Genomic DNA, 24,227 nt, shown 5'->3' with positions numbered 1-24,227 from the left:
CGCGGCAACAGGTTCGTCCATTTGTAGCAGCAACCACACGGCCCTAGGGTGAGCCGGGATGGCCAATCCAGAAAAGACAACAGAAGAGCCCCCCTCCGTGCTGCGCATTCGGGCCCATAGTGTGGCAAGCGGCGTCGCGGCAGCGCTAGTGTGGCCGCGGCTCCAGCTGGCCCTTAAGGCGGCGCTTGCCGCGGGCATTGCTTTCGCGATCGCTCCCTTCATGCCGGGCTCCGCCGCCGATTACCCCTACTACGCCCCGCTCGGCGCCCTGGTGGCCATGTACGAGAACGTCGCCGGTTCCATGCGCCAGGGCCTGCAGGCGCTGGTCGGTCTGGCGATCGGGGTGGGACTGGCGTTCATGCTGTTCAGCCTCGGTCATCCGACTCCGCTGACGGTCGCGGTGGTCATGGGCCTGGGCGTGGTCCTGGCCGGGTTGCCGAAGATCGGTTCGGGCCGGGACTGGATCCCGACGGCGGCCCTCCTGGTCCTGCTGGTCGGCGGCCACAACCCGGACTCATTCTCGTTCGGGTACCTTTTCCAGATGGCGGTCGGCGTCACCGTGGGCATCGTCGTGAATTTGCTGGTCTTCCCGCCACTGCACTTCCGGGCCGCGGCGCTGAGCATCGTGGAACTGCGCCAGGCGCTCGCCCAGCAACTCTGGGACATGGGCAAGGCACTCAAGGAAAGCTGGCCGCCGGAGCATGTTGACTGGTCCCGGCGCTCGGAATCGCTCGCGGCGCACGCCCGCTCAGTGCGGCTCGCCGTCGAGAAAGCCGACGCCAGCCGCCGGGCCAATCCCCGCCGCCGGCTGCATCCGCGCGACATAAACCTCGACTACCGCAACCTGCGCGACCTCGAGCGGCTCACGTTCCACGTGCAGGACGTCACCCAGGTGCTCTCGGACGTCATCTGGGCCGAGGACACCCCCTTTGTGGTGCCCGACGAATACGCGGCACCCCTCGGTGACGCCATGTCCGCCGTCGGCGACGTGCTGCGAGCCACGGAGGAGGACAACCCGGATCGCCAGACCGAGCTGGCCCGCACCGCCGACGCGGCGATCAACGGGCTCACCGCCAGGCTCGGCTCGGTGCCGCACACCACTGACGCCCCCAGCGCGGTGGAATCCATTCTGTTGAGCCTGCACCGCATGCTGCGGGTCGCGAAGCCCGGCCAGCCGGAACGTCAACCGGCGGACCCGTCCGGCACCCCCTCCGAAACCTAGGCAGCCGGCAGGCACGCCGGCGGCGGCTCCCGAGGGGATGACCCCACAGAGAGGGCGCCGCCGACGGCCGTTGCGGCACCAGCTAGTCCAGCGCCGCTACAGAGCCGCTGAAGTGCCGGCGCCCGGACAGCGGGTTCCACGCCACATAGTCCGAGCGCTGCCACGCACCACCGTCTGCCTGCACAGTGCTGATGTCGAGTGCCACGCGGGCCGGCAGGAACACGGGCGCTTCGAAAGCCACCTCCCAGCTGAACGAATCCCCGCGGACGGCACCGACGTCGGCCAGCGCACGGGAGGCCAGGTACATGCCGTGGGCAAGGGACCGCCGCTGTCCGAGGGCTTTGGCAGTCAGGACGCTCAGGTGGATGGGGTTGAAGTCCCCGGAGACAGCCGCGTAGGCACGCCCGGTATCGACGCCCAGCTGCCACATAGCCGTGGGATCCGGCACGGAAAACGGCGGCGGCGGCACGGCCACCGAGGCCTTGTCGATCCCCGGAAGGAACACCCCCTTGGCCAGGTATGTTGAGACCCCACGCCAGCGGACGTCTTCCTGCCCGGCGGCACGGACCTCCGCGACGACATCCAGCTGCGTACCGGCCCGGTGCCCGCGCAGGTTCTCCACCCGGGCCCGGATATCCAGGGCCTGGGTGAACAGGACCGGCGCGGACTGCACCACGTTGTTCGTCAGGTGGATCATGCCCAGCAGGGGCAGCGGAAAATCGTCCCGGTTCATCACGCTCATGGCCAGCGGAAACGCCAGCGCATGGATGAAGCCGGCCGGGAGGACATCGCTCGCGCTCTCGCCGATCAGGTGCTGGTAGGCCGTCAGGTTGGCGACGTCAGCCTTCACGCCACGGACCTCGTGGGTGTAGGCCGGCAGTTCGGTGCCGCCGTGGGTACCCAGGACCCGGCGCCGCGCCGCGGCGGCCGCCGCGTTGACATAGAGCTTGGACAGTGCGGGCATCTCGCCCAGGATGACGGTCTGGGATCCGCTCATGCGCCGACCAGGTTCTGCCCGCAGACGCGCAGCACCTCCCCGGAAATCCCACCCGCGGCGTCGCTGGCCAGGAACGCGATGGCCTCGGCGACGTCGCCCGGCTGGCCGCCCTGCTGCAGGGAGTTGAGCCGGCGCGCCACTTCGCGGGTGGCGAACGGGATCCTGGCGGTCATCTCCGTTTCAATGAAGCCCGGCGCGACGGCGTTGATCGACCCGCCGCGCTCGCCGACCAGCGCCGCCGTGGCGCGGACCATGCCGATCACGCCGGCCTTGGACGCGGCATAGTTGGTCTGGCCGCGGTTTCCGGCGATCCCGCTGGTAGAGGCCACGGACACGATCCGGGGCGAGTCGCGGAAGTGCTCCGACGCAAGGAGGGCCTCATTGATCCGCAGCTGCGCGGCGATATTGACGGCGATCACGGCGTTCCAGCGGCCGGCGTCCATGTTGGCCAGGAGCTTGTCCCGGGTGATCCCGGCGTTGTGGATCATGATGTCCAGCCGGCCGTGCCGTGCCGCGGCGTGGTCGATGATCCGTTGGCCGGCGTCGTCGCGGCTGATGTCCAGCTGCAGGGCCGTCCCGTGGACCTCGTTGGCCACTGCCGCCAGATGGTCCCCCGCCGCTGGAATGTCGACGAGAATGAGCGTGGCGCCGTCGCGGTACAGGGTGCGGGCAATCGCTGCCCCGATTCCGCGCGCGGCGCCGGTCACGACGGCCACCTTGCCGGCCAGCGGCTTCTCGACGTCGTCGGGCAGCTGACCGGCGCCGGAGCTGACGGTCAGGAACTGCCCGTCCACGAACGCCGAACGGCCCGAGAGGAAGAACCTCAACGCCCCCAGTGCTGCCGGGCTCGTGGCCCGGGTGCCGTCGGCGAGCAGGATGCCGTTGCCGGTGGCTCCGGCGCGGAGTTCCTTCGCCAAAGACCGCAGGAGACCGTCCACGCCCTGCCTGGCAGCCGCCGTTGCCGGTTCCGTCGCCGAGCCTGCCGTGCGGGAGACGGTGATGACGCGGGCGTTCGGGGCGAGGTCACGCAGCGATGCGGCTGCGGTGAGGACCGGTTTCTCAAGGTCGCCGGGGTGGGCCAGCTCGTCCAGCACCAGGATGATGGCACCGAGCTTCTCCTTGGGTATCGCGTGGCGGCGGACGTCGAGGTTCCAGTCCAGCAGGGTGGCGGCGAGCTCGTCGGCGCCGCCGGTTGATCCCTGGACCAGGACCGGTCCGTCGATGAGGGGGCGGCCGGGCTCGTGCCGCCGGAGGACCACCGGCTGCGGGAGGCCGAGCCGCTTGGCGAGGTCCTTGCCGAGTCCGTGGCTGACCAGCCGGGTGTACTTGTCGCTCATCCGATTCTCCCTAGAGTGCTTCGAGGATTGCGACGACGCCCTGGCCGCCAGCGGCGCAAATGGACACAAGGCCGCGGGCCGGGCGCCCGTTGACCTGGCCTTTGTCGTGCAGCATTTTTGCCAGTGAGGCCACGATCCGGCCGCCTGTGGCCGCAAACGGGTGTCCGGCGGCCAGCGAGGAGCCGTTGACGTTCAGCTTGGCCCGGTCGATGCTGCCGAAGGCGCCGTCCAGGCCCAGGCGGGTGCGGCCGAATTCCTCGTCCTCCCACGCGGCGAGCGTGCTCAGCACCGTGCCGGCAAAGGCCTCGTGGATCTCGAAGAAGTCGAAGTCCGCGAGGGTGAGATTGTGGCGTGCGAGCAGCCGGGGCACGGCGAAGGCCGGCGCCATGAGCAGTCCGTCTTTGCCGTGGACAAAGTCGACGGCCGCAGCCTCGCCGTCGATGACCGCGGCGAGCTTGGGGAGGTCATGGGCGTCGGCCCATTCCTCGGACGCGAGCAGCACGGTGGACGCGCCATCGGTCAGCGGGGTGGAATTGCCGGCCGTCATGGTCGCTTCGGCGCCCAGGTTCTTGCCGAAAACGGGCTTGAGGGTCGCCAGTTTCTCCGGGCTCGTGTCGGCGCGCAGGTTGGAGTCGCGGCTCAGTCCCCGGTACGGGGTCAGGAGGTCATCGAAGAAGCCGGCGTCGTAGGCCGCGGCAAGGTTCCGGTGGCTGTTGAAGGCGAGCTCGTCCTGAGCCTCGCGGCTGATCTTCCACTGCGCCGTGGTCAGCGCCTGGTGCTCGCCCATCGACAGGCCGGTACGCGGCTCCCCCGTGTTCGGGGCATCGGGGGCCAGATCCTTGGGACGGAGCCGGCTGAGGACCTGCAGCTTCCGGGACACCGTCTTGGCGCGGTTGAGGTCGAGGAGCACCTCGCGGAGTCCCTCACTGACGGCGATGGGAGCGTCAGAAGCGGAGTCGACGCCGCCGGCGATCGCGGAGTCGATCTGGCCCAGCTTAATCTTGTTCGCCAGGCCGAGCACCGTTTCCAGGCCGGTGGCGCAGGCCTGCTGGAGGTCATACGCCGGGGTCTCGGCAGAGAGGGCCGAGCCGAGCACGGCTTCCCGGGTGAGGTTGAAGTCCCGGGAGTGCTTGAGGACCGCCCCCGCGGCCACTTCCCCGATCCGCTCGTCCTGAAGGCCGAAGCGGGCGATCAGGCCATCCAGGGCGGCCGTGAGCATGTCCTGGTTGGAGGACTTGGTGTACGCACCTCCGGTCCGGGCAAACGGGATGCGGTTGCCGCCCACCACCACGGCCTTGCGGAGTTGCGCCGGGACCGCGCCGACATGCTGTTTCGTCTCGGCGGCGGGTGCGGCGGCGGGTGCGGCGGCGGGTTGGGGGCGGGGCACTGACTGTCCGTTGACGGACATGGGCTGTCTCCTTCGATCAAAGCGATTACCGATACCCAGCGTACCTGATACGCTGGGTATCGTGAACAGCCCCAAAGCCACCCCGCCCGCCGGGCAGGCCACCGTCGACGGCCGCGCTTCCCGCTGGCAGTCCCACCGCGAGGAACGGCGGCGGGAACTGATTAAGTCGGCCCGGAAGGCGGTGCATGCCCTCGGCAGTGACGCGTCCATGGAGGACATCGCCGCAGCCGCGGGAACGTCAAAGTCCGTGTTCTACCGCTATTTCGGCGACAAGGCCGGACTCCAGCAGGCCGTGGGCGAGGTGGTCCTCAGCCAGATGCAGCGGCGCATCCAGGAGGCGGCCCAGAGCGCCCAGACGCCCCGCGAAGGCTTGTTCGCCATGGTGTCCGCATACCTGCAAATGGCCGAGACCAGCCCGAACGTCTACACCTTCGTCACGCGCCATGCGTCCGGCGAGGCCGAGACGGCCGGGCCGACCATGTCCACAGCCGGAGCGTTGAGCCACTTCTTCGCCGCCATCAGCGACATGATTGCCCGGCCCATGCGCAGCCATCTGGGCGGCGGCCCGGACAAGGAAGCCGTGATCGGCTACTGGCCCAATGCCGCGATCGGCCTGGTCCGCAATGCCGGCGAACAGTGGCTCGCCAGCCCGCCCGGACCGGCCAAGCCCGGCCAGGAGGCCATGGCGCGGCAGATCACGGACTGGCTGTGCTTCGGCATCGCCCCCGAGCTGCAGGTGCCTCCTCTGGAAGAAACAGCACAAACGGAACGAACGGACCCGGCGGGCCAGGGCACGCCGTAGCAGCGGCCCTGCCCACACCCGCGAACTGAACTGTCAGCACTAGAGATTGTCAGAACCACAGAAGGAAACGACATGACTGAACTAGCCGACCGCACCACCGGCAACGCCCCCCGCCGCACCACGACTCCAGCGGCAACCACAGCCGCCGGCCGTTCCGGCCAACCCGGCTCCCCGGAGGCGCCCGCCGTCGACGTCGCGGCCCTTGGTGAACAGCTGCTCGGCAAGTGGGCCGACATCCGGTTGCAGTCCAGGGGCCTCGCCGGCCGCCCGGAACTGTACAAGATCGAGGGCCAGACCCACACCGAACATCGCCAACGCGTCTTCGGCCAGCTCAGGATCCTGGTGGACAATGGCGCCGTCCACCGCGCCTTCCCCAAGTCCGTGGGCGGCTCGGATGATCACGGCGGGAACGTGGCCGGTTTCCAGGAGCTGGTCATCGCCGACCCGTCGCTGCAGATCAAGGCCGGCGTCCAGTGGGGACTGTTCGGCTCCGCAGTGAACCACCTCGGCACCGCGGAACACCACGAGAAGTGGCTGCCCGGCATCATGAGCCTGGCCATCCCGGGCTGCTTCGCCATGACCGAAACGGGGCACGGCTCGGACGTGGCCAGCATTGCCACCACCGCCACCTACGACCCCGCCGCCGGGGAGTTCGTGGTCCACACGCCGTTCCGGGCCGCGTGGAAGGACTACATCGGCAACGCCGCCAACGATGGTCTGGCCGCGGTCGTTTTCGCCCAGCTGGTGACAAAGGGCGTCAACCGCGGCGTGCACGCGTTCTACATGGACCTCCGGGACGCCGGGACCGGGGACTTCCTGCCGGGCATCGGGGGCGAGGACGACGGCGTCAAAGGCGGCCTGAACGGCATCGACAACGGCCGGCTCCACTTTACGAACGTCCGGATCCCCCGTACCAACCTCCTGAACCGTTATGGCGACGTCGACCCCGAGGGCAACTACACGTCCCCCATCGCCAGCCCGGGCCGCCGCTTCTTCACGATGCTCGGCACGCTGGTCCAGGGCCGGGTCTCCCTCGACGGCGCCGCCGTGACGGCGTCGAAACTGGCCCTGAAAACCGCCATCCAGTACGCCACCGAACGCCGGCAGTTCAATGCCTCCTCCCAGACCGACGAGGAAGTCCTGCTGGACTACCAGCGGCACCAGCGCCGGCTCTTCACGCGGCTGGCCACCACGTACGCCGCCAGCTTCGCCAGCGAGCAGCTGCTGCAGAAATTCGACGATGTCTTCTCCGGCCGTCACGACACCGACCAGGACCGCCAGGACCTCGAGACCCTGGCCGCGGCCCTGAAGCCGCTGAGCACCTGGCACGCCCTGGACACCCTGCAGGAGTGCCGCGAGGCCTGCGGCGGCGCCGGATTCCTGATCGAGAACCGTTTCGCCTCGCTCCGTGCCGACCTCGACGTGTACGCCACGTTCGAGGGCGACAACACGGTCCTGCTGCAGCTCGTCGCCAAGCGCCTGCTGGCGGACTACGCCAAGGAATTCCGCACCGTCAACGTCGGCGTGCTGGCCCGCTACGTCGTGGGCCAGGCCACCGGTGCCGCGATCCACCGCACCGGACTGCGCGGCGTCGCCCAGTTCGTGGCGGACTCCGGATCAGTGCAGAAAGCGGCGCTGGCGATCAAGGACGAAGCAAGCCAGCGGACCCTGCTCACGGACCGCGTCCAGACCATGGTAGCGGAGGTGGCCACGGCCCTCAAGGGAGCGAACAAGCTCCCGCAGCAGCAGGGCGCCGCCTTGTTCAACGCCCACCAGCACGAACTCATCGAAGCCGCCCAGGCCCATGCGGAGCTGCTGCAGTGGGAGGCCTTTACCGAGGCCCTCGGCACGGTGACTGACCCGGGCACGCACAAGGTCCTGACGTGGCTGCGCGATCTGTTCGGCCTGTCCCTGATCGAGAAGAACCTGTCCTGGTACCTCATGAACGGCAGGCTGTCGATGCAGCGCGGACGCACTGTGGGCGAATACATCAACCGCCTGCTCGTGAAGATCCGCCCGCACGCCCTGGACCTGGTGGACGCGTTCGGTTACGGGCCGGAGCACCTCCGCGCCGAGATCTCCACCGGCGCGGAGAAGGTCCGCCAGGACGAGGCCCGGGACTACTTCCGCAAGCAGCGCGCCAGCGGCCAGGCGCCCTTGGACGAAAAGATCCTGGCGCCGCCCCCTCAGCCGGGGCGGCGCCGTCGTCGTTCTGCCCTGTCGACGTACTGCTGTTCCGTCGCGGGGTCAGGACCCCGGCTGGAGCACCGAGCGGTAGACCTCGAGCGTGGTCTCCGTAATGGATTCCCAGGAGAAGTGTTCCTCGGCCCTGCGCCGACCCGCTTCACCCATGGCGCGGGCCCGGGCGGGATCGGACACCACCTCGATGAGGGCTTCGGCAAAGTCGGTGACGAACTTCTCCGGGTCCAGCGGGATGCCGGTGCCGTCGGTGACCTGCTCGATCGGAACAAGCAGCCCGGTCTTGCCATGCTCGACGACCTCCGGAATGCCGCCCGTGGCGCTGGCCACCACGGCGGCGCCGCAGGCCATAGCCTCGAGGTTGACGATGCCCAGGGGTTCGTAGATGGACGGGCACGCGAACGCCGTCGCGTGGCTGAGCACCTGGATGACCTCGTTGCGGGGCAGCATCCGTTCGATCAGGATCACACCGCTGCGCTGGCTCTGGAGTTCCTCGATCAGGCGTGCCGTCTCGGCGGCCAGTTCCGGAGTGTCCGCGGCGCCGAGGCACAGCACCAGCTGAACGTCGGCCGGGAGCTTGGCGGCGGCCCGCAGCAGGTACGGTACACCCTTCTGCCGGGTGTTCCGGCCCACAAAAACAACGCTGGGGCGCTCCGGATCGATCCCGAGCGGACGGATGATGTCATCAGCCTCGTCCCGGTTCCACTGGCTGACATCGATGCCGTTATGGACCACTTTGACCTTGGCCGGGTCAACGTCCGGATAGCTGCGCAGGATGTCCTGGCGCATGCCTTCCGAGACGGCGATGATGGCGGCCGCGGCCTCGTAGGCGGTCTTTTCCACCCATGAGGACACCGCGTAGCCGCCACCGAGCTGCTCAGCCTTCCATGGGCGCAGCGGCTCCAGGCTGTGGGCGCTGAGGACATGCGGGATGCCGTGGAGCAGCGACGCGATGTGTCCGGCCATGTTGGCGTACCAGGTGTGGGAGTGGACCAGGTCCGCGCCGGCGATGTCCGGAACGATCCTCAGGTCCACCCCGAGGGTCTGGATAGCGGCGTTTGCTGAGCCCAGGTCTTCGGGCACGGAATACGACGTGACGGTCGCTCCGTGATACCCGGGCTCGCGGGGCGCGCCGAAGGCACGCACCTGAAGGTCCACGCGTTGGGCCAGCACCCTGCTGAGCTCGGCCACATGGACCCCGGCGCCGCCGTAGATTTCCGGCGGGAATTCTTTGGTCACAATATCTATTCGCACATGCACCAAGGTAGTCGTTACGGTGGAACTGATCTAGTGTGAAGACGTTCGGGCATGCCGGACTGTATTGGGGAGTAACGAAGGCGTTCAGGAGCTATCACCATGCCGCATCAAAAGAGAGTTTTGGCAATTGTCCTCGCAGGTGGCGAGGGAAACCGGCTCATGCCGTTGACGGCGGACCGGGCCAAGCCTGGTGTCCCGTTTGCCGGAAGCTACCGGCTTATTGACTTTGCCCTTTCAAATCTTGTGAATTCCCGCTATCTGCAAATTGTGGTGTTGACGCAATACAAGTCCCACAGCCTTGACCGGCACATTTCCGAAACGTGGCGCATGTCCACCCAGCTGGGGAACTATGTGGCCTCGGTCCCGGCCCAGCAGCGCGTCGGCAAGAGCTGGTTCCTGGGCAGCGCCAACGCCATCTATCAGTCGCTGAACCTCATTCATGACGCCAATCCCGACATCGTCGTCGTGGTCGGCGCAGACCACGTCTACCGGATGGACTTCTCCCAGATGGTGGCCCAGCACGTCGCCAGCGGGGCGAAAGCCACAGTCGCCGCCGTCCGCCAGCCGTTGCACATGGCGGACCAGTTCGGTGTGATCGAAACGGACGCGGACAACCCGGAGAAGATTGCCGCGTTCGTCGAGAAGCCGTCGTCGACGCCCGGCCTCGCGGCGGACCCCAGCCAGTTCCTGGCGTCGATGGGCAACTACGTGTTCAACGCCGACGCCCTGATTGAAGCCCTCCACGTTGACGCCGAGCGCCTCGACACCAAGCACGACATGGGCGGGGACATCATTCCCTACTTCGTGAACCAGGGCGAGGCCGGCGTTTACGACTTCACCCTCAACGACATCCCCGGATCCACCGAACGGGACCGCACCTACTGGCGCGACGTCGGCACCATCGATTCGTTCTACGACGCCCACATGGACCTGATCTCTCCCGTTCCGGTCTTCAACCTCTACAACTCCGAGTGGCCGATCTACACCCGCCAGACCATCTCCCCGCCGGCCAAGTTCGTCCGCGGCAAGTCCAACACGGTGGGCACGGCATTGGATTCGATCGTGGCCAGCGGCGTCGTCGTCTCCGGCGGCATCGTGGAAGGCTCCGTGCTCTCCAACGACGTCTACGTCGGCACCTCGAGCCGGGTCCTGGACTCGGTCCTGATGGACAAGGTCAACGTCGGTGAAGGCGCCGTGATCAAGCGCGCCATCATCGACAAGAACGTCAAGGTGCCGGCCGGGGCCGCGATCGGGCTCGACCCCGACCTGGACCGCGCCCGCGGGTTCAAGGTCACCGACTCCGGGATCACGGTCCTGTCCAAGGGGCAGCTTGTCCCGGATCCCAGCGATGCGGAACGGGCGCTCTCCGCGGCCAACCTGCGCCTGGTGCCCAACGCCGTCCGCACCGCAACCGAGAACTGGCCCGAACTGCGGGAGTCCGTGGACAAGGTGGCCGACGTCCAGGCAGCCGCTGTCGGCACGGACGGACCGGTCAAGCAATCACCCACGGCATAGGCAGGCGGGGGCCCGGCACGCTCGTCCGGCCGGGTTCCCCGCACCCTGTAAAATTAGGGCAATGAGCTCCCCCGATCTGTCCTCCGACGTTTCCGCCGCCGAGTCTGGTCTTGCCGGGTCTGGTCTTGCCGGGCTGACCCCGGAGGAAATCCAGGCCTGCCTGAAAGTCCTGAACACGATCCACGCCTATGACGAGGAGCACCCGGACTACGTCTCAGTGCGCCGCGCCACCGGGAAGATGTTCAAGGCCGTCAAGCGCCACCGGCGGGTCAGCAAGCGCGATGAGATCGCCGAGGCGGACCGCGCCGTGATCGCACAGACGGCGACGGCGGCCCCCGACAGGATCGACGACGAAACGCGCGGCAACAAGCTCGCCACGTCCGCGACCGGGGAAATCGCCGGCCACCTGATCAGGTCCCGGCCGTGCTACATCTGCAAGCAGCACTACACCCAGGTGGATGCCTTCTACCACCAGCTGTGCCCCGAGTGCGCCCTGTTCAGCCACAGCAAGCGCGACGCCCGCACCGATCTGACCGGCCGCAGGGCCTTGCTGACTGGCGGGCGGGCAAAGATCGGCATGTACATCGCGCTCCGGCTCCTGCGGGACGGCGCACACACCACCATCACCACCCGGTTCCCGAAGGACGCCGCCCGCCGCTTCGCGGCGATGGAGGACAGCGCCGACTGGCTGCACCGGCTCCGGATCGTGGGCATCGACCTCCGCGACCCGTCCCAGGTAATGGCCCTGACGGATTCCCTGGATGCCGCAGGACCGCTGGACATCATCATTAACAACGCGGCCCAGACGGTGCGGCGCTCCGGCAACGCCTACAATCCGCTTGTCGACGCCGAAGACGAGCCGCTGCCCGCCGCCCTCCAGGCTGCCAACGGGGGCCCGGAGCTCGTCACGTTCGGTCACGCCCACGACAAGCACCCGCTTGCCCTGGCCAGCAGCGTGCTCGACCATCCCGTACTGGCCGGGGACGCGATCACTTCCCTGGCCCTGTCCACAGGTTCGGCGTCCCTGGAGCGTATTGCCTCCGGCACCGCAATCGACGCGGGCGGGCTGGTCCCGGACCTCGCCACCATCAACAGCTGGACCCAGGTCCTGGACGAAGTGGACCCGCTGGAGATGCTCGAAGTGCAGCTGTGCAACGTGACGGCTCCGTTCCTGCTGGTCAGCCGGCTGCGGGGTGCCATGAAGCGATCCACCGCGCGGCGGAAGTACATCGTCAATGTCAGCGCTATGGAAGGCCAGTTCTCCCGCGCCTACAAGGGCCCCGGGCACCCGCACACGAACATGGCCAAGGCTGCGCTGAACATGATGACGCGAACCAGCGCCCAGGAAATGCTCGACGCCGACGGCATCCTCATGACGGCTGTGGACACCGGCTGGATCACGGACGAGCGGCCGCACTACACCAAAGTCCGCCTCATGGAAGAGGGCTTCCACGCGCCCCTGGACCTCGTTGACGGCGCCGCCCGCGTTTACGACCCCATCGTGATGGGCGAATCCGGTGAGGACCAGTACGGCGTCTTCCTGAAGGACTACAAGCCCAGTCCCTGGTGACCGGCGCCGGTGGGCTGCGACGCGCGTCACTGTGGTGTCCGCTGCGGGACCTATGGCCCTAATCGGGATCCTGGCCTACCCGTATCGTGGCTCGACATGGACTCAACCACGCCCTCGCCGGAATACTCGCTGACCATGGACCAGTGCTGGACGCTGCTCGACACCGAAGTCGTGGGGCGCGTAGCGCTGATCGTAGACAACCATCCGGAGATCTTCCCGGTGAATTTCGTACTCGAACGGCGGGCGATTGCCTTCCGCACCGCCGGCGGCACGAAGCTTTGGGGTGCCATTACGGGCAAGCCGGTTGCATTCGAGATCGACGGATACGACGTCCGCGACGAGACGGCCTGGAGTGTGATGGCGCGCGGCGAAGCCGAGGTCATCGAGAGCCAGGAAGAGAGGGACGAAGTGGACTCCCTGCTCTTGGAGCCCTGGCAGCCCGGCGAGAAGGCCTACTACGTGCGTGTGGCTCCCAAAGCCCTGACCGGACGACGCTTCAAGGTCAACCGGCCCGATGTGTGGAGCACCCGGCTCTCGGATCCGCGCCGGGCCACGTTCGAATAGGATCCTCCGGGCAGGATTGCGGGGTCAGTCGTGTTCTGGTGAGTGGACCACCAGCACCGGGCAATGCGCATGTGCCACACAGGCGGAACTCACCGATCCCAGTAGCAGTCCGCCGAATCCCCCGTGGCCGCGGCGGCCCAGCACGAGCATGTCCGCGGTTTTGCTCTCCTCGATCAGTGTGCGGCGGGGGTGTCCCTGGATGAGGCGGGTCTCGACGTTGTCCGGAGTGTCCGGGCCGAAGGCCTTCACCACCGCGTCGGCCAGGATTTCGCCGGCCCGGACGTCGAAGTCGTCGATCCCGACGGCGACATAGCCGTCGTACACCGGCGGGTAGTCCCAGCATGCCACCGCGACGACTTTGGCGGCCAGGGGCACCGCGAGGCCCTGCGCATGCTGTAACGCGGACACCGAAGCGTCCGAGCCGTCAACGCCTACCACGATCTTGCGGACGTCCCTGACTTCGTTCATCGCAATCCTCTGCCCTCGTACCGGCCGATCTTCCCGCGCCAGATGGCGACGCTCCCATGATTTCCCCCGGCCGGCACGACGCCTAGGGCCAAAGGGCATGCACCCACGCCGGCCGGCGGGCTACCCGGAAACGCTCCGGGCAACTGGCCGGAGCCGGCCTGCTGGGCACTATGACCCTTGTTCGCGCCGCCCCAGTGCAGAAGAATGGCAGAGGCTGGGGTCAGCAGATGAAAAGCAGTATCTCGATACAAAAATCAGCGTGTTACTAAGAGCATTGAGCGGTCGCGCGAGCGGCCGGACGGGAGAATCATGATTGCCTGGGCAGACGCAGGTCTCACTGCACCTGATGGCGGGCAGGCGGTGATCCGCGTCTTTATCCTTGATGACCACGAACTTGTCAGGCGCGGGCTGCAGGAACTTCTCGAAGGCGAGGGGTTTGCCGTTGTCGGCAGTTCCGGATCCGCGGTGGAGGCGACCCGCCGGATTCCCGCACTGCACCCTGATGTCTGTGTGCTGGACGCCCGCCTGCCGGACGGGACCGGCATTGAGGTCTGCCGGGATGTGAGGTCGGTGGACCCGTCCCTGAACTGCATCATCCTGACGAGCTTCGACGACGAACAGGCCTTGCGCGGCGCTGTCCTGGCCGGGGCGCGGGGATACGTGCTGAAGGAGATCGGCGGCACGGACCTGATCGGCGCCCTGCGGCGGGCAGCAGCGGGCGAGTCCCTCTTCGAAGAGGGCGTGGCCGCCGGCGTCGTGGAGAGCCTGGTGGAGGCCGAAGAGGTCGACCCGCGCACATCCTCCCTCACGCCCCAGGAGCGCAAGGTCCTGGAGCTGGTGGGCGGCGGACTGACCAACCGGCAGATTGCCGCCGAAATGTTCCTGGCGGAAAAGACCGTCAAGAACTATGTGTCGTCCCTGCTGGCCAAGCTCGGATTCGAACGCCGCACGCAGGCAGCCGTCTTCATCGCCAGCCCGGCATTTCCGGCGGCCTCCGGCGGGAGAACCGGCGAAGTAATCCGGCCGCGCAGCGTCGGGTAGGCTCCGCGGGCACGGGGCCTCCGGGCGCGCCGGCTACAGGGGCACCGACCATTCCAGGCTGGTACCGGAGTCGGGCGCGCTCGTGATGGTGCATTTGCCGTCGAGCATGCGTGCCCGGTCTTCGAGGTTGCTTAGCCCGTTGCGTTTTTCGGGTTGGGCGAATCCGGCGCCGTTGTCGCTGATCACCACCGTCACCCGGCCCCTGACGACCGCAACCGAGACCGAGATTGTATCCGCCCCTGAGTGCCGGATGGCGTTGCTGAGCCCCTCGGAAACAACGGCCACGACGTTGTCGGCCTTGTCAGGTGTCACGGCATCCACCGGTCCCGTGATGGTCAGGCGCGGCGGGAACGGCATGGACTTCGACGAACTGCGTGTGACCCGACGGATCCGGCCGCTCAGCAGTTCGATCTCGCCTGTGTTGCTCTTGAGCGAGTAAATGGTGTCGCGCAGGCTGCGGATCGCTTCGTCGAGTTCGCCGGTGATGTTGCGGATGCGCTCCAGCGCCAGTTCCTCCTTGGTGAAACGGGTCAGGCTCTGCACGCTCAGCCCGGCGGCGAACAGCCGCTGGATGACGAGGTCGTGGAGGTCCCGGGCGATCCTGTCGCGGTCGGTGAAGACCAGGAGCTCCTCGCGCAGCCGGTGCACCCGGGCCAGTTCCAAGGCGAGGGCCACGTGGGAGCCGAAGACGGCCCCCATTTCGATGTCGGTCCGGGCGTAGCGCACCGACTCCTTGTCCCGTGCCAGCAGCAGGAGGCCGTGGTGGGCGCCCTGGGTACTCAGCGCCACTGCCAGCAGCGGGCCTGTGACGGCGCCGTCGACCTCCCCCAACACTTCGGATGCGTCGTCGAACAGCACCGGCTCGCCGCCTTCGAGGACACCTTCCAGGAGCTCTGACTCCAAGTGCAGAGACCGTCCCGAAAACGCCGTGCCGCGCCCACCGGCAACGCCGATCACCACGTGGGCCACGCCGTTGGCGGCGGGGGCCACCAGCAGGGCGAGAGAGGACGCGGACTCCTGGAGCGCCCGTCCGGCGATCGGGTCCAGGCCGCCCGAGGTGTAGTCGCGGTCCGTGCTCAGCATCAGCCCGGAGACGTCCATGCAGGCCTCCAGCCAGCGTGCCCGGCGGCGGGAGTCGTCGTAGAGCCGGGCATTTTCGATGGCGACGCCAGCTGCTGCCGCCAAAGCGACGGCCAGGGCCTCGTCTTCGGCGGAAAAGTCCTCCCCGTCTTCTTTTTCCGTGAGGTACAGGTTTCCGAACACCACGTCCCGGACGCGGACCGGTACCCCCAGGAAGGACTTCATGGGAGGGTGGTGCGCGGGGAACCCGTAGGCCTCGGCGTGCTTGCTCAGTTCATGCAGCCGGAGCGGCCGCGGGTCTGTGATCAGGAGGCCGAGGACGCCGTGCCCGGTCGGCAGCGGACCGATCTGCCGCGCCAGTTTGCCGTCGATGCCGACGGTGATGAAGTGGCTCAGCGCATGGTCATCACCGATCACGCCCAAGGCACCGAACCTTGCATGCAACAACCGGCAGGCCGATTCTACGACGCGTTCCAGGACGGCATCCAGGCTCAGGTCCTCGGCCAGGGCGACGACGGCTTCCAGCAGGCCGGCCATGCGTTCCTTGGATTGAAGCAGCTCTTCCGCCCGGGCGCCGAACCCCTTCAGCAACTCCTCAACTACGGGATTTGGCTCGGACACGGTATGGCCTGAGCCCTCACCCGTTGAATGCATGTCATTGCCCCCAATCGCTCCGGCCAATGTAGACGCTGACGGCCCTTTGCCAGAATACCGCGAACCACTCAGGAAAGCCCGGAAAATCAGAGATTTACCCGGCGGCTGGGTCCATTTGCCCTAGCCGCCGCCGACATGGCCGCGTAGGCTCGCCGCCATGAGCACTGAATCGAGCCCGGGCAGTCACGAGCCAACTAAGGACCAGACCCACGCCGTGGAAAACCTCGACCACCACGAATGCTGGCGGCTGTTGCGCAGCGTCTCGGTGGGCAGGCTGGCGGTCTGGGTGGACGACCACCCAGATATCTTCCCGATCAACTACAAAGTGGACCACGGCACGCTGGTGTTCCGGACCGCGGAGGGCACGAAGCTGCAGGCGGCCACCGGCGGGACGCCGGTGGCGCTGGAGGCCGACGGCATCAACGCGGACACCGGAGTCGCCTGGAGCGTCGTCATCAAGGGCCAGGCCGCGCCAGTGCAGAACCCCCAGGAAGTCATGGACACGGTGGGCCTGCTGCTGTTCCCGTGGCAGGCAGGAAAAAAGGAACATTTCGTCCGGATCACGCCGGATACCGTCACGGGCCGGCGGTTCAAGGTGGTGCCGCCGCTGACCTGGTGGACGCCGTTGGACGACGCCACGCGCTCCGGTCTCGAATAACCCCCAAAACACCTCTTGCGCTATCAGACCGGGCTGCCCTGAGGGCTTCAGGGCAGCCCGGTCTGATAGCGCAACGCGAGGCGTGGGGTGCGCTTACGCGACGCGGGTGATTTCCACGCTGACACTGAGGGCCGATCCCCCGCCGCCGGACAGGATGCCCTTGAGCGGCGGCACGTCGCGGTAGTCGCGGCCCCGGGCCACGGTGACGTGGAAGTCCCCCGCCGGTTTGTGGTTGGTCGGGTCCCAGCTGCGCCATTCGCCGTCCCACCACTCGAGCCACGCATGCGACTGGCCGGCAACCGTCTCGCCGAGCTCCGCCGTCGAACGCGGGTGAAGGTAGCCGGACACGTAGCGGGCCGGGATACCGCAGCTGCGCAGTGACCCGATGGCGAGGTGCGCCAGGTCCTGGCAGACGCCCTGCCGCTGGTTCCAGGCCTGTTCGGCGTTGGTGGTGACGCCGGTGGAACCCTTCATGTAGGTCATTTCACCGCGCATCCAGGCAAAGATCGCCATGGCGGCCTCGTGCGGCGATTTCCCCTCGACAACCCCGGGAATGATGGCGAGCACTTCGGAGCCGGGACCTGTCAGCTGGGACTGCGGAATCCAGTCACTGAACTGGTTCAGCGTCTCCGGAGCGGCCAGGACGTCCCACCCGACGATGTCGGCCTCGGCTGCGATCTTCTCGACCCGGTGCACCTCGACGGTGGTGGTGGACAGGACTTCGAGGTGCTCGTGCGGCATCTGCATGTCGAAGGCGGTCACCCGCGTGCCCCAGTAGTCGCGGTAGCTGCTCAGGGCCGCCTGCGAAGGCGAAACCTTCATGGAGGACTCCAGCACCACCTGCTGCGGGTCTGTCAGCGGGGTCATCCGGGCCTCGTTGTAGGACAGGGTGACGCGTTTGTTGTACTTGTAGGCCGTCTTGTGGACGATGTTCAGCCGGGTCATGAAACTTCTCCCACCCAGGCCAGTTCGTCTGCCTGATTGAAGTACTTACGGGAAATGGCGTCCGAGGCCTGCGACACGGCTTTTTGCACACGCTCCATGTGCTCCGGCAGCTCCGACATGAGGTCATCGGTGCGGTGGAATTCCAGGAAGGTGCGGGCCTGGCCGACGATCCGGCGGGCGTCGTTGATGAAGCCGACGCGCTGGGCCGAGGGGTCGAGCTTCGCCAGGCACTCGTCGGCGTCGCGCAGGGCGTAGACGATGGACCGCGGGAACAGCCGGTCCAGCAGCAGGAATTCGGCCGCGTGCTGGTCCCCGAACGCCGCCCGGCGGGTCCTCAGGAACGATTCGTAGGCGCCGGCGCAGCGGAGCATGTTCACCCAGGACATGCCGGCCGAGAGGACATCGCGGGTGGAGAGCATGCGCGCGGTCATATCGGCGCGCTCCAGCGACCTGCCCAGGACCAGGAACTGCCAGCTCTCGTCGTGGCTGACGGTGGTGTCGGCGAGGCCGCTGACCATGGCGGTGCGCTCCAGGACCCAGTTGCAGAACCGGTAGGTGCCCACCACGTCCTTGCGGTGCTGGTTCAGCCCGTAGTAGGTCGTGTTGAGGCTTTCCCAGAGCCCGGACGAGACGGTCTCGCGGGCGCGGCGGGCGTTTTCCCGGGCGGCACCGAGGGAACCGGCAATGGAGGTGGCACTCTGCTTGTCGTAGGCGAGGGCGTTGAGCAGTTCGGGCAGGCCGAAATCGTCACTTTGTGCGCGGGCACCCATAACGGCCAGGAGTTCCTGCGCCACGCTGCGCTGTTCCTCCATGGGCAGATGGTTGAGCCGTTCGAGGTGGACGTCGAGGATCCGGGCGGTACCGTCGGCCCGTTCCACGTAGCGGCCGATCCAAAACAATGACTCGGCAATACGGCTAAGCATTCGCGGTTACCTCCTGCGCATCAGAAATCTGCTGCTGCTGTTGCTGCTCTTTCTGGCTGTCGCGCCAGTTGCTCTCCACCGGCCAGACCGAAACCCGCTCGCGGACTGCGATGGTGGGCCGCGGAATCACTTCCACGGGGACCTGCGGGGAATCGGCCAGGACCCAGGTGTCCTTCGAGCCGCCGCCTTGGCTGGAATTGACGATCAGCGAGCCCTCCTTGAGCGCCACACGGGTCAGTCCGCCGGGGAGAACCCAGACGTCCTCGCCGTCATTGACGGCGAAGGGGCGCAGGTCCACGTGCCGGGGGCCGAACTTGTCGCCGCTGAGCGTGGGCACCGTGGACAGCTGCAGCACCGGCTGGGCGATCCATCCGCGGGGGTCGGCGATGATCCGCTTGCGCAGGGCATCGAGTTCGTCCTTGGACGCGTCCGGGCCGATCACCAGGCCCTTGCCGCCCGAGCCGTCCACCGGTTTGACCACGAGCTCGTCCAGGCGGTCCAGGACGTGTTCCCGGGCCTCCTTCTCTTCGAGCCGGAACGTGTCCACGTTGGCGATCACGGGCTCTTCGTTGAGGTAGTACCGGATGAGGTCGGGCACGTAGCTGTAGACCAGCTTGTCATCGGCGACGCCGTTGCCCACGGCGTTGGCGATCGTGACGCCGCCGGCGCGGGCGGCGTTGACCAGGCCGGGGCAGCCGAGCATGGAGTCGGCACGGAACTGCAGCGGGTCCAGGAATTCGTCGTCGATGCGTTTGTAGATGACGTCCACACGCTGCTCGCCCGCCGTGGTGCGCATGTAGACCCGGTTGCCGCGGCAGATGAGGTCGCGGCCCTCGACGAGTTCGACACCCATGAGGCCGGCGAGCAGGGTGTGCTCGAAGTAGGCGCTGTTGAAGACGCCGGGGGTCAGGACCACCACGGTGGGATCATCGACGCCGGAGGGCGCCGTCTTCCGCAGGGCGGACAGGAGCCGGCGGGGGTACTCCTCGACCGGGCGGATGAGCTGCTGGCCGAAAGCCTCGGGCAGGCCCTTGGCCATGGCCCGGCGGTTCTCGAGGACGTAGCTGACACCCGACGGCACGCGCACGTTGTCCTCCAGGACCCGGAATGTGCCCTCGGCGTCGCGGACGACGTCGATTCCGGAAATGTGGACCCGGACGCCGCCGGCCGGTTCGAAGCCGTGCACCTGGCGGTGGAAGTGGGCGCTGGTCGTGACGAGCTGGCGCGGGATGACGCCGTCGGACACCACCGTCATCTTGTCGTAGACGTCATTGAGGAAGGCTTCAAGAGCACGGACGCGCTGGGCAACACCGCGTTCCAGGACGCTCCACTCGTCGGCGGGGATCACCCGGGGGACGATGTCCAGGGGAAAGGGCCGTTCCTCACCGGCGAAGTCGAACGTCACGCCGCGGTCCAGGAAGGTCCGTGCCATGGAATCGGCACGGGCGCTGACGTCAGCCAACGAGAGTTCGCGCAGGGCCAGGGCCACCTGCCCGTAGGATTTCCGGGCCTGCTGGCCGGGGGCAAACATCTCGTCGTAGGCGCCGGTGCGGCCGGCGGCCTCGGAGTACTCCTGGAATAGGTCAGACATGGTCACTAGCCAACCACTTTTTCGTTACGAAATCATTTCGACGGCCCGCGGCGCGGTTCCCGGTGGCACGTAGCCGCCTGCCGGGATGGCCGCGGTTACGGCATTGCCGGCCGGGTACGGCAATGTAGGGGCGTGACCCCGAAGAGATCCGCCGCCGCGTCAGGCCTGACAGCGGCCGCGCCTGGCCTGACCGGCGCTGCGGCGGCCGTCGCCGTTGCCGTCGCCGTCCACCTGTTCCTCCCCGCGCTGCCGGCGATGACCCTGGCCGTGCTCCTCGGGCTGCTGGCGGCCAACCTGCCGGGCGTGTCTGGCTGGACCGCCGGGCCGGCGCGGCCCGGGCTGGACTTCGCCGGCAAACACCTCATGCGGGCCGGGATCGTGCTGCTGGGCCTGAAAGTCAGCCTCGGCGACGTGCTGGGCCTGGGCTGGGCGGCGCTGCTGCTCGTGACCGCCGTGGTGCTGGCCGCCTTCGCCGGCACGTACGGGATCAGCAGGCTTTTCCGGCTGCCTCCCCGCGTGGCGCTGCTGGTGGCCACGGGATTCGCCATCTGCGGGGCGTCCGCGATCGGGGCGATGGCCGCCGTGCGCAGAATCCGGCAGGAAGAAACCGTGCTGCCCGTGGCGCTCGTGACCCTGTGCGGAACGCTGGCGATCGGTGTGCTGCCGTTGCTCGCGCGGCCGCTGGGCCTGGGTCCGGAGCTCTTCGGGGCGTGGACCGGTGCCTCGGTGCATGACGTCGGACAGGTGGTCGCCACCGCCCAGACCGCGGGCACCGCGGCCCTGGCCGTCGCCGTCGTCGTCAAACTCACCCGGGTGATCCTGCTGGCGCCGATGGTCGCCGCCGCGGGCTTCCACCACCGGCTGGGCACCGCCGCCGACGGCGCCAGGCGCCCCCCGGTGATCCCGCTGTTCGTCATCGGATTCGTGGCCCTGGCGGCCGTGCGCACCACCGGGTGGCTGTCCCCCGCGGTCCTGGACGCGGCCGCCGCCCTCCAGGACCTGCTGCTGGGCATGGCCTTGTTCGGGCTGGGCTCCGCCGTCCGGGTGCGGCAGCTGCTGCACACCGGCGCACGCGCGCTGCTGGCCGCGCTGGCGTCCTGGCTGCTGATCGCTGTGCTGGGCCTGGCGGCCGCCTTCCTGATGTTCCCGCCGGCGTGACCGGGCGCACACGCTCCCGTGATTAGATAGCTGGGTGTCAAACCAGAATCTGCGCCGCGACGAGGCCGCGGCCCGCGCCGCCCTCATCACCACTCACAGCTACGATGTCTCCCTCGACGTCCGGCAGGCGGCCGACCCGAACGTCGCCGGCTACACGAGCCGCAGCATCATCTCCTTCTCGGCCAGCGAACCCGGGGCGACGACCTTCGTGGATTTCATCGCCGGCAGCGTGCACAGCGTCTTCCTCAACGGCAAGGGGCTCGCCGTCGCCGATGTCGTGGACGGATCCCGGATCCGGCTTGAGAACCTGCAGCCGGAGAACCAGGTCACCATCACGGGGACGGCCCTGTACAGCACCTCTGGTGAAGGCATGCACCGCTTCGTTGACCCCGCCGACGGCCAGTGCTACCTCTACACGCAGTACGAACCCGCCGACGCCCGCCGGGTGTTCGCGAACTTCGAACAGCCCGACCTGAAGGCCGAGTTCACCTTCCACGTCATGGCCCCCTCGGACTGGCAGGTGTCCTCCAACGGCGCGGAGGTGCTGCGCACCCAGCTCACGAGTGATCCCGCCACGAGCCGCTGGGACTTCGCCCCCACCAGGGCGATGTCCACCTACATCACCACCGTCCTCGCCGGACCGTACTTCAAGGCAGAGGACACCTGGCGGGGCACACTCGGCGACGGCACCGTCCTGGACGTGCCGCTGGCGCTCTACTGCCGCGCCTCCATGGCCGCGTCCTTCGACACCGACGCCCTGTTCCGCCTCACCAGGAACGGGCTGTCCTTCTTCAACGAACTCTTCGATTTCCCCTACATGTGGGGCAAATACGAGCAGGCGTTCGTCCCCGAGTACAACCTCGGCGCCATGGAAAACCCCGGCCTGGTGACCTTCACCGAAAGCTACGTCTTCACCTCCCGGGCCGCCGACTCGCAGTACCAGGCCCGCGCCAACACGCTCCTGCACGAGATGGCGCACATGTGGTTCGGCGACCTCGTCACCATGAAGTGGTGGGATGATTTGTGGCTCAAGGAATCCTTCGCGGATTACATGGGCACCCTCGGCGTGGACCGGACCACGGACTGGGACACGGCCTGGGTGAACTTCGCCAACAACCGCAAGGCGTGGGCCTACGTCCAGGACCAGCTTCCCACCACGCACCCCATCGTCGCCGACATCCCGGACCTGGAAGCCGCGAAGCAGAACTTCGACGGCATCACCTACGCCAAGGGCGCGTCGGTGCTGAAGCAGCTGGTGGCCTACGTCGGGTTCGAGGCGTTCATCGCCGGGTCCCGGCAGTACTTCCGGGAACACGCCTACGGCAACACCACCCTCGCTGAACTGCTGGCCGCCCTGAGCGCGGCATCCGGCCGCGACCTCAGCGAATGGGCCCGCCAATGGCTCCAGACCTCCGGCATCTCCACCCTGTCCAGCGAGATCACCGCGTCCACCGAGGACAACAGCGCGTTCAGCTCCGTCGCGGTCCTGCAGGACGCCGTGGATCCCGCCACCGGCCGGCAGGAGCCCCGGCCGCACCGGCTGCGGATCGGCCTTTACAATTTTGACGACGCCGGCGCCCTGGTTCGCATGGACAGCGTCGAGACCGATGTCCGCGGTGCCCGGACCGACGTGACCGCGCTGGCCGGCAAACCGCGGCCTGCGTTGCTGCTGGTCAATGACGAGGACCTCAGCTACGCCAAGGTCCGGCTGGACCCGCGTTCCGAGGCCACTGTCCGCGGCTCCCTGGACAAGCTGGAGGACCCCATGGCGCGGGCGCTGTGCTGGACGGCGCTGTGGGACTCGGCCCGCGATGCCGTCACACCGGCCGCCCTCTACGTCGACGCCGTCCAGCGCTTCGGACCCGCCGAGCCGGGTATCGGCGTCCTTCTCAACGTGCTGGGCAACGCCTCGACGGCGGTGGAACGCTACGTGCCCCGGGGCCAGCGGGACGCCGTGCGCCACGGCTTCCTCGCCACGGCCGCCGAACAGCTGCAGGCGGCAGCGCCGGGTTCCGACCAGCAACTGGCCTGGGCCCGGACCTTCGCCGCAACCAGCCGCTACGACGCCGGCAGGCTGGACCTGCTCCGGGGCATCCTGGACGGCAGCACCGTGATCGACGGCCTGGCGGTGGACGCCGAACTGCGCTGGAATCTCTGGCATGCCCTGGCGGCCAACGGCCAGGCTTCGCAGGAGCAGCTCGACCAGGAGCTCGCCCGGGACAACACGGCGGCCGGCAAGTCCGGGCACGCCACCGCCCTCGCCGCCCGTCCCGAGGCGACCGTCAAGGCGGCCGCCTGGCAGGCCGCCGTCCACGGCACCGGTCTGTCCAACCAGCTCCTCGGCGCCACAATTGCCGGGTTCAACACCGGCGCGGCCTCCCTGCTGGCCGGGTTCATCGACCAGTACTTCGAATCCCTCGAACATGTCTGGGCGGACCGCAGCATTGAGATCGCCAGCCGCATTGTCCGCGGTTTCTACCCCGCGGGACAGGACCTGGACGGCGGAACCCCCGAAACCAACGCCGTGATTGTGCGCACCGACCAGTGGCTGGCCGCCCACCCGGATGCGCCGCGCGCCCTTCGCCGGATCATCATTGAACAGCGCAGCCAGCTGCACCGTTCCCTCAGGGCGCAGGCGCTGACGGCACCGGCCCTGACGGCGCAGGCCCAGGCTGCGAACCCACGATGAACCCTCGATCGACTGCTCCGTAGCCGCCCTTCTGGTGGCCCAGAACGGCAGTTGGGCCCACGCCGGCAGGGTTCCCTCGCCGAGCTTGCGAGGCGAGGGTGCCGGTGGGGAGCAATCGACGGGGTGGAACGGGCCGTTATGGAACGGGC

The 24,227-nt window shown here is 67.9% G+C and carries 18 protein-coding genes and 1 pseudogene; 10 read left to right on the top strand and 9 right to left on the bottom strand.

Annotation, left to right across the window (positions count from 1 at the left end; translation table 11 throughout):
• Positions 1 to 58 precede the first annotated feature (58 nt).
• Positions 59 to 1,222 carry an FUSC family protein gene (locus AC1DXI_RS16510; protein WP_476939502.1) on the top strand — a complete coding sequence of 388 codons (1,164 nt, stop codon included), beginning with the start codon at positions 59 to 61 and terminating at the stop codon, positions 1,220 to 1,222.
• 82 nt (positions 1,223 to 1,304) lie between these two features.
• Here the strand turns inward: AC1DXI_RS16510 and AC1DXI_RS16505 are convergent, their stop codons facing one another.
• The 3 genes from AC1DXI_RS16505 to AC1DXI_RS16495 are packed head-to-tail and all read right to left on the bottom strand — an operon-like array spanning position 1,305 to position 4,964.
• On the bottom strand, positions 1,305 to 2,219 hold the full coding sequence (locus AC1DXI_RS16505) for a MaoC family dehydratase (protein WP_476939501.1): 915 nt from the start codon (positions 2,217 to 2,219) through the stop codon (positions 1,305 to 1,307).
• Positions 2,216 to 3,556 (bottom strand): 3-oxoacyl-ACP reductase, encoded by a 1,341-nt coding sequence (locus tag AC1DXI_RS16500; protein WP_476939500.1) that lies wholly within the window; start codon positions 3,554 to 3,556, stop codon positions 2,216 to 2,218. The genes AC1DXI_RS16505 and AC1DXI_RS16500 overlap by 4 nt, the downstream gene beginning before the upstream one ends.
• A gap of 10 nt (positions 3,557 to 3,566) precedes the next feature.
• Positions 3,567 to 4,964 (bottom strand): acetyl-CoA C-acetyltransferase, encoded by a 1,398-nt coding sequence (locus tag AC1DXI_RS16495; protein WP_476939499.1) that lies wholly within the window; start codon positions 4,962 to 4,964, stop codon positions 3,567 to 3,569.
• A 61-nt stretch (positions 4,965 to 5,025) separates the two neighbouring features.
• Here AC1DXI_RS16495 and AC1DXI_RS16490 point away from each other — a divergent pair, with 61 nt between their 5' ends.
• The gene (locus AC1DXI_RS16490; protein WP_476939498.1) at positions 5,026 to 5,766 is read left to right on the top strand and encodes a TetR family transcriptional regulator; all 741 of its coding nucleotides are present in this window, start codon (positions 5,026 to 5,028) and stop codon (positions 5,764 to 5,766) included.
• Between the two features lie 72 nt (positions 5,767 to 5,838).
• Positions 5,839 to 7,941, top strand: a pseudogene (locus AC1DXI_RS16485) (acyl-CoA dehydrogenase family protein); the annotation flags it as partial.
• 72 nt (positions 7,942 to 8,013) lie between these two features.
• Here the strand turns inward: AC1DXI_RS16485 and glgA are convergent.
• The gene (gene glgA, locus AC1DXI_RS16480) at positions 8,014 to 9,219 is read right to left on the bottom strand and encodes a glycogen synthase (RefSeq protein ID WP_476939514.1); all 1,206 of its coding nucleotides are present in this window, start codon (positions 9,217 to 9,219) and stop codon (positions 8,014 to 8,016) included.
• A 102-nt stretch (positions 9,220 to 9,321) separates the two neighbouring features.
• On the opposite strand from glgA, the gene glgC reads away from it, so the two are divergent.
• From glgC to AC1DXI_RS16465, 3 genes are all read left to right on the top strand, one after another.
• Complete coding sequence (gene glgC, locus AC1DXI_RS16475; RefSeq protein ID WP_476939497.1) at positions 9,322 to 10,737, top strand: glucose-1-phosphate adenylyltransferase; 1,416 nt, start codon at positions 9,322 to 9,324, stop codon at positions 10,735 to 10,737.
• Positions 10,738 to 10,798: 61 nt separating this feature from the next.
• On the top strand, positions 10,799 to 12,307 hold the full coding sequence (locus AC1DXI_RS16470) for an SDR family NAD(P)-dependent oxidoreductase (protein WP_476939496.1): 1,509 nt from the start codon (positions 10,799 to 10,801) through the stop codon (positions 12,305 to 12,307).
• 96 nt (positions 12,308 to 12,403) lie between these two features.
• On the top strand, positions 12,404 to 12,871 hold the full coding sequence (locus AC1DXI_RS16465) for a pyridoxamine 5'-phosphate oxidase family protein (protein WP_476939495.1): 468 nt from the start codon (positions 12,404 to 12,406) through the stop codon (positions 12,869 to 12,871).
• A 24-nt stretch (positions 12,872 to 12,895) separates the two neighbouring features.
• Here the strand turns inward: AC1DXI_RS16465 and AC1DXI_RS16460 are convergent, their stop codons facing one another.
• On the bottom strand, positions 12,896 to 13,339 hold the full coding sequence (locus tag AC1DXI_RS16460) for a universal stress protein (RefSeq protein WP_476939494.1): 444 nt from the start codon (positions 13,337 to 13,339) through the stop codon (positions 12,896 to 12,898).
• Positions 13,340 to 13,648: 309 nt separating this feature from the next.
• Here AC1DXI_RS16460 and AC1DXI_RS16455 point away from each other — a divergent pair, with 309 nt between their 5' ends.
• Positions 13,649 to 14,380, top strand: a complete 732-nt coding sequence (locus AC1DXI_RS16455; RefSeq protein WP_476939493.1) for a response regulator — start codon at positions 13,649 to 13,651, stop codon at positions 14,378 to 14,380.
• Between the two features lie 33 nt (positions 14,381 to 14,413).
• On the opposite strand, the gene AC1DXI_RS16450 is transcribed toward AC1DXI_RS16455, so the two are convergent.
• A complete protein-coding gene (locus AC1DXI_RS16450; protein ID WP_476939492.1) occupies positions 14,414 to 16,114 on the bottom strand; it encodes a GAF domain-containing sensor histidine kinase in 1,701 nt (566 codons plus the stop codon).
• 157 nt (positions 16,115 to 16,271) lie between these two features.
• Between AC1DXI_RS16450 and AC1DXI_RS16445 the strand changes: the two genes are divergently transcribed.
• Positions 16,272 to 16,772 carry a pyridoxamine 5'-phosphate oxidase family protein gene (locus AC1DXI_RS16445; RefSeq protein WP_476939491.1) on the top strand — a complete coding sequence of 167 codons (501 nt, stop codon included), beginning with the start codon at positions 16,272 to 16,274 and terminating at the stop codon, positions 16,770 to 16,772.
• A gap of 93 nt (positions 16,773 to 16,865) precedes the next feature.
• Here AC1DXI_RS16445 and AC1DXI_RS16440 read toward each other — a convergent pair whose 3' ends face one another.
• From AC1DXI_RS16440 to AC1DXI_RS16430, 3 genes are read right to left on the bottom strand one after another with little or no spacing between them, the layout of a single operon-like run.
• Positions 16,866 to 17,717 (bottom strand): transglutaminase family protein, encoded by an 852-nt coding sequence (locus AC1DXI_RS16440; protein ID WP_476939490.1) that lies wholly within the window; start codon positions 17,715 to 17,717, stop codon positions 16,866 to 16,868.
• Positions 17,714 to 18,640, bottom strand: a complete 927-nt coding sequence (locus tag AC1DXI_RS16435) for an alpha-E domain-containing protein (RefSeq protein ID WP_026266338.1) — start codon at positions 18,638 to 18,640, stop codon at positions 17,714 to 17,716. Before AC1DXI_RS16435 ends, AC1DXI_RS16440 begins: the two co-directional genes overlap by 4 nt.
• Positions 18,633 to 20,231, bottom strand: a complete 1,599-nt coding sequence (locus AC1DXI_RS16430; RefSeq protein WP_476939489.1) for a circularly permuted type 2 ATP-grasp protein — start codon at positions 20,229 to 20,231, stop codon at positions 18,633 to 18,635. Before AC1DXI_RS16430 ends, AC1DXI_RS16435 begins: the two co-directional genes overlap by 8 nt.
• A 132-nt stretch (positions 20,232 to 20,363) precedes the next feature.
• Between AC1DXI_RS16430 and AC1DXI_RS16425 the strand changes: the two genes are divergently transcribed.
• Complete coding sequence (locus tag AC1DXI_RS16425) at positions 20,364 to 21,389, top strand: YeiH family protein (protein ID WP_476939488.1); 1,026 nt, start codon at positions 20,364 to 20,366, stop codon at positions 21,387 to 21,389.
• Positions 21,390 to 21,423: 34 nt separating this feature from the next.
• Positions 21,424 to 24,078: an aminopeptidase N gene (pepN, locus tag AC1DXI_RS16420; RefSeq protein WP_476939487.1), complete on the top strand. Its 2,655-nt coding sequence runs from the start codon at positions 21,424 to 21,426 to the stop codon at positions 24,076 to 24,078.
• Positions 24,079 to 24,227: the final 149 nt, after the last annotated feature.

The organism is Arthrobacter sp. P1_H7, assembly GCF_056405215.1.
This window is presented reverse-complemented; position numbering and strand designations above follow the sequence as displayed.

Coding starts and splice junctions, on each gene's coding strand:
- AC1DXI_RS16510 (WP_476939502.1), top strand. CDS start 59: ATGGCCAATCCAGAAAAGACAACAGAAGAGCCCCCCTCCGTGCTGCGC.
- AC1DXI_RS16505 (WP_476939501.1), bottom strand. CDS start 2,219: ATGAGCGGATCCCAGACCGTCATCCTGGGCGAGATGCCCGCACTGTCC.
- AC1DXI_RS16500 (WP_476939500.1), bottom strand. CDS start 3,556: ATGAGCGACAAGTACACCCGGCTGGTCAGCCACGGACTCGGCAAGGAC.
- AC1DXI_RS16495 (WP_476939499.1), bottom strand. CDS start 4,964: ATGTCCGTCAACGGACAGTCAGTGCCCCGCCCCCAACCCGCCGCCGCA.
- glgC (WP_476939497.1), top strand. CDS start 9,322: ATGCCGCATCAAAAGAGAGTTTTGGCAATTGTCCTCGCAGGTGGCGAG.
- AC1DXI_RS16470 (WP_476939496.1), top strand. CDS start 10,799: ATGAGCTCCCCCGATCTGTCCTCCGACGTTTCCGCCGCCGAGTCTGGT.
- AC1DXI_RS16465 (WP_476939495.1), top strand. CDS start 12,404: ATGGACTCAACCACGCCCTCGCCGGAATACTCGCTGACCATGGACCAG.
- AC1DXI_RS16460 (WP_476939494.1), bottom strand. CDS start 13,339: ATGAACGAAGTCAGGGACGTCCGCAAGATCGTGGTAGGCGTTGACGGC.
- AC1DXI_RS16455 (WP_476939493.1), top strand. CDS start 13,649: ATGATTGCCTGGGCAGACGCAGGTCTCACTGCACCTGATGGCGGGCAG.
- AC1DXI_RS16450 (WP_476939492.1), bottom strand. CDS start 16,114: ATGCATTCAACGGGTGAGGGCTCAGGCCATACCGTGTCCGAGCCAAAT.
- AC1DXI_RS16445 (WP_476939491.1), top strand. CDS start 16,272: ATGAGCACTGAATCGAGCCCGGGCAGTCACGAGCCAACTAAGGACCAG.
- AC1DXI_RS16440 (WP_476939490.1), bottom strand. CDS start 17,717: ATGACCCGGCTGAACATCGTCCACAAGACGGCCTACAAGTACAACAAA.
- AC1DXI_RS16435 (WP_026266338.1), bottom strand. CDS start 18,640: ATGCTTAGCCGTATTGCCGAGTCATTGTTTTGGATCGGCCGCTACGTG.
- AC1DXI_RS16430 (WP_476939489.1), bottom strand. CDS start 20,231: ATGTCTGACCTATTCCAGGAGTACTCCGAGGCCGCCGGCCGCACCGGC.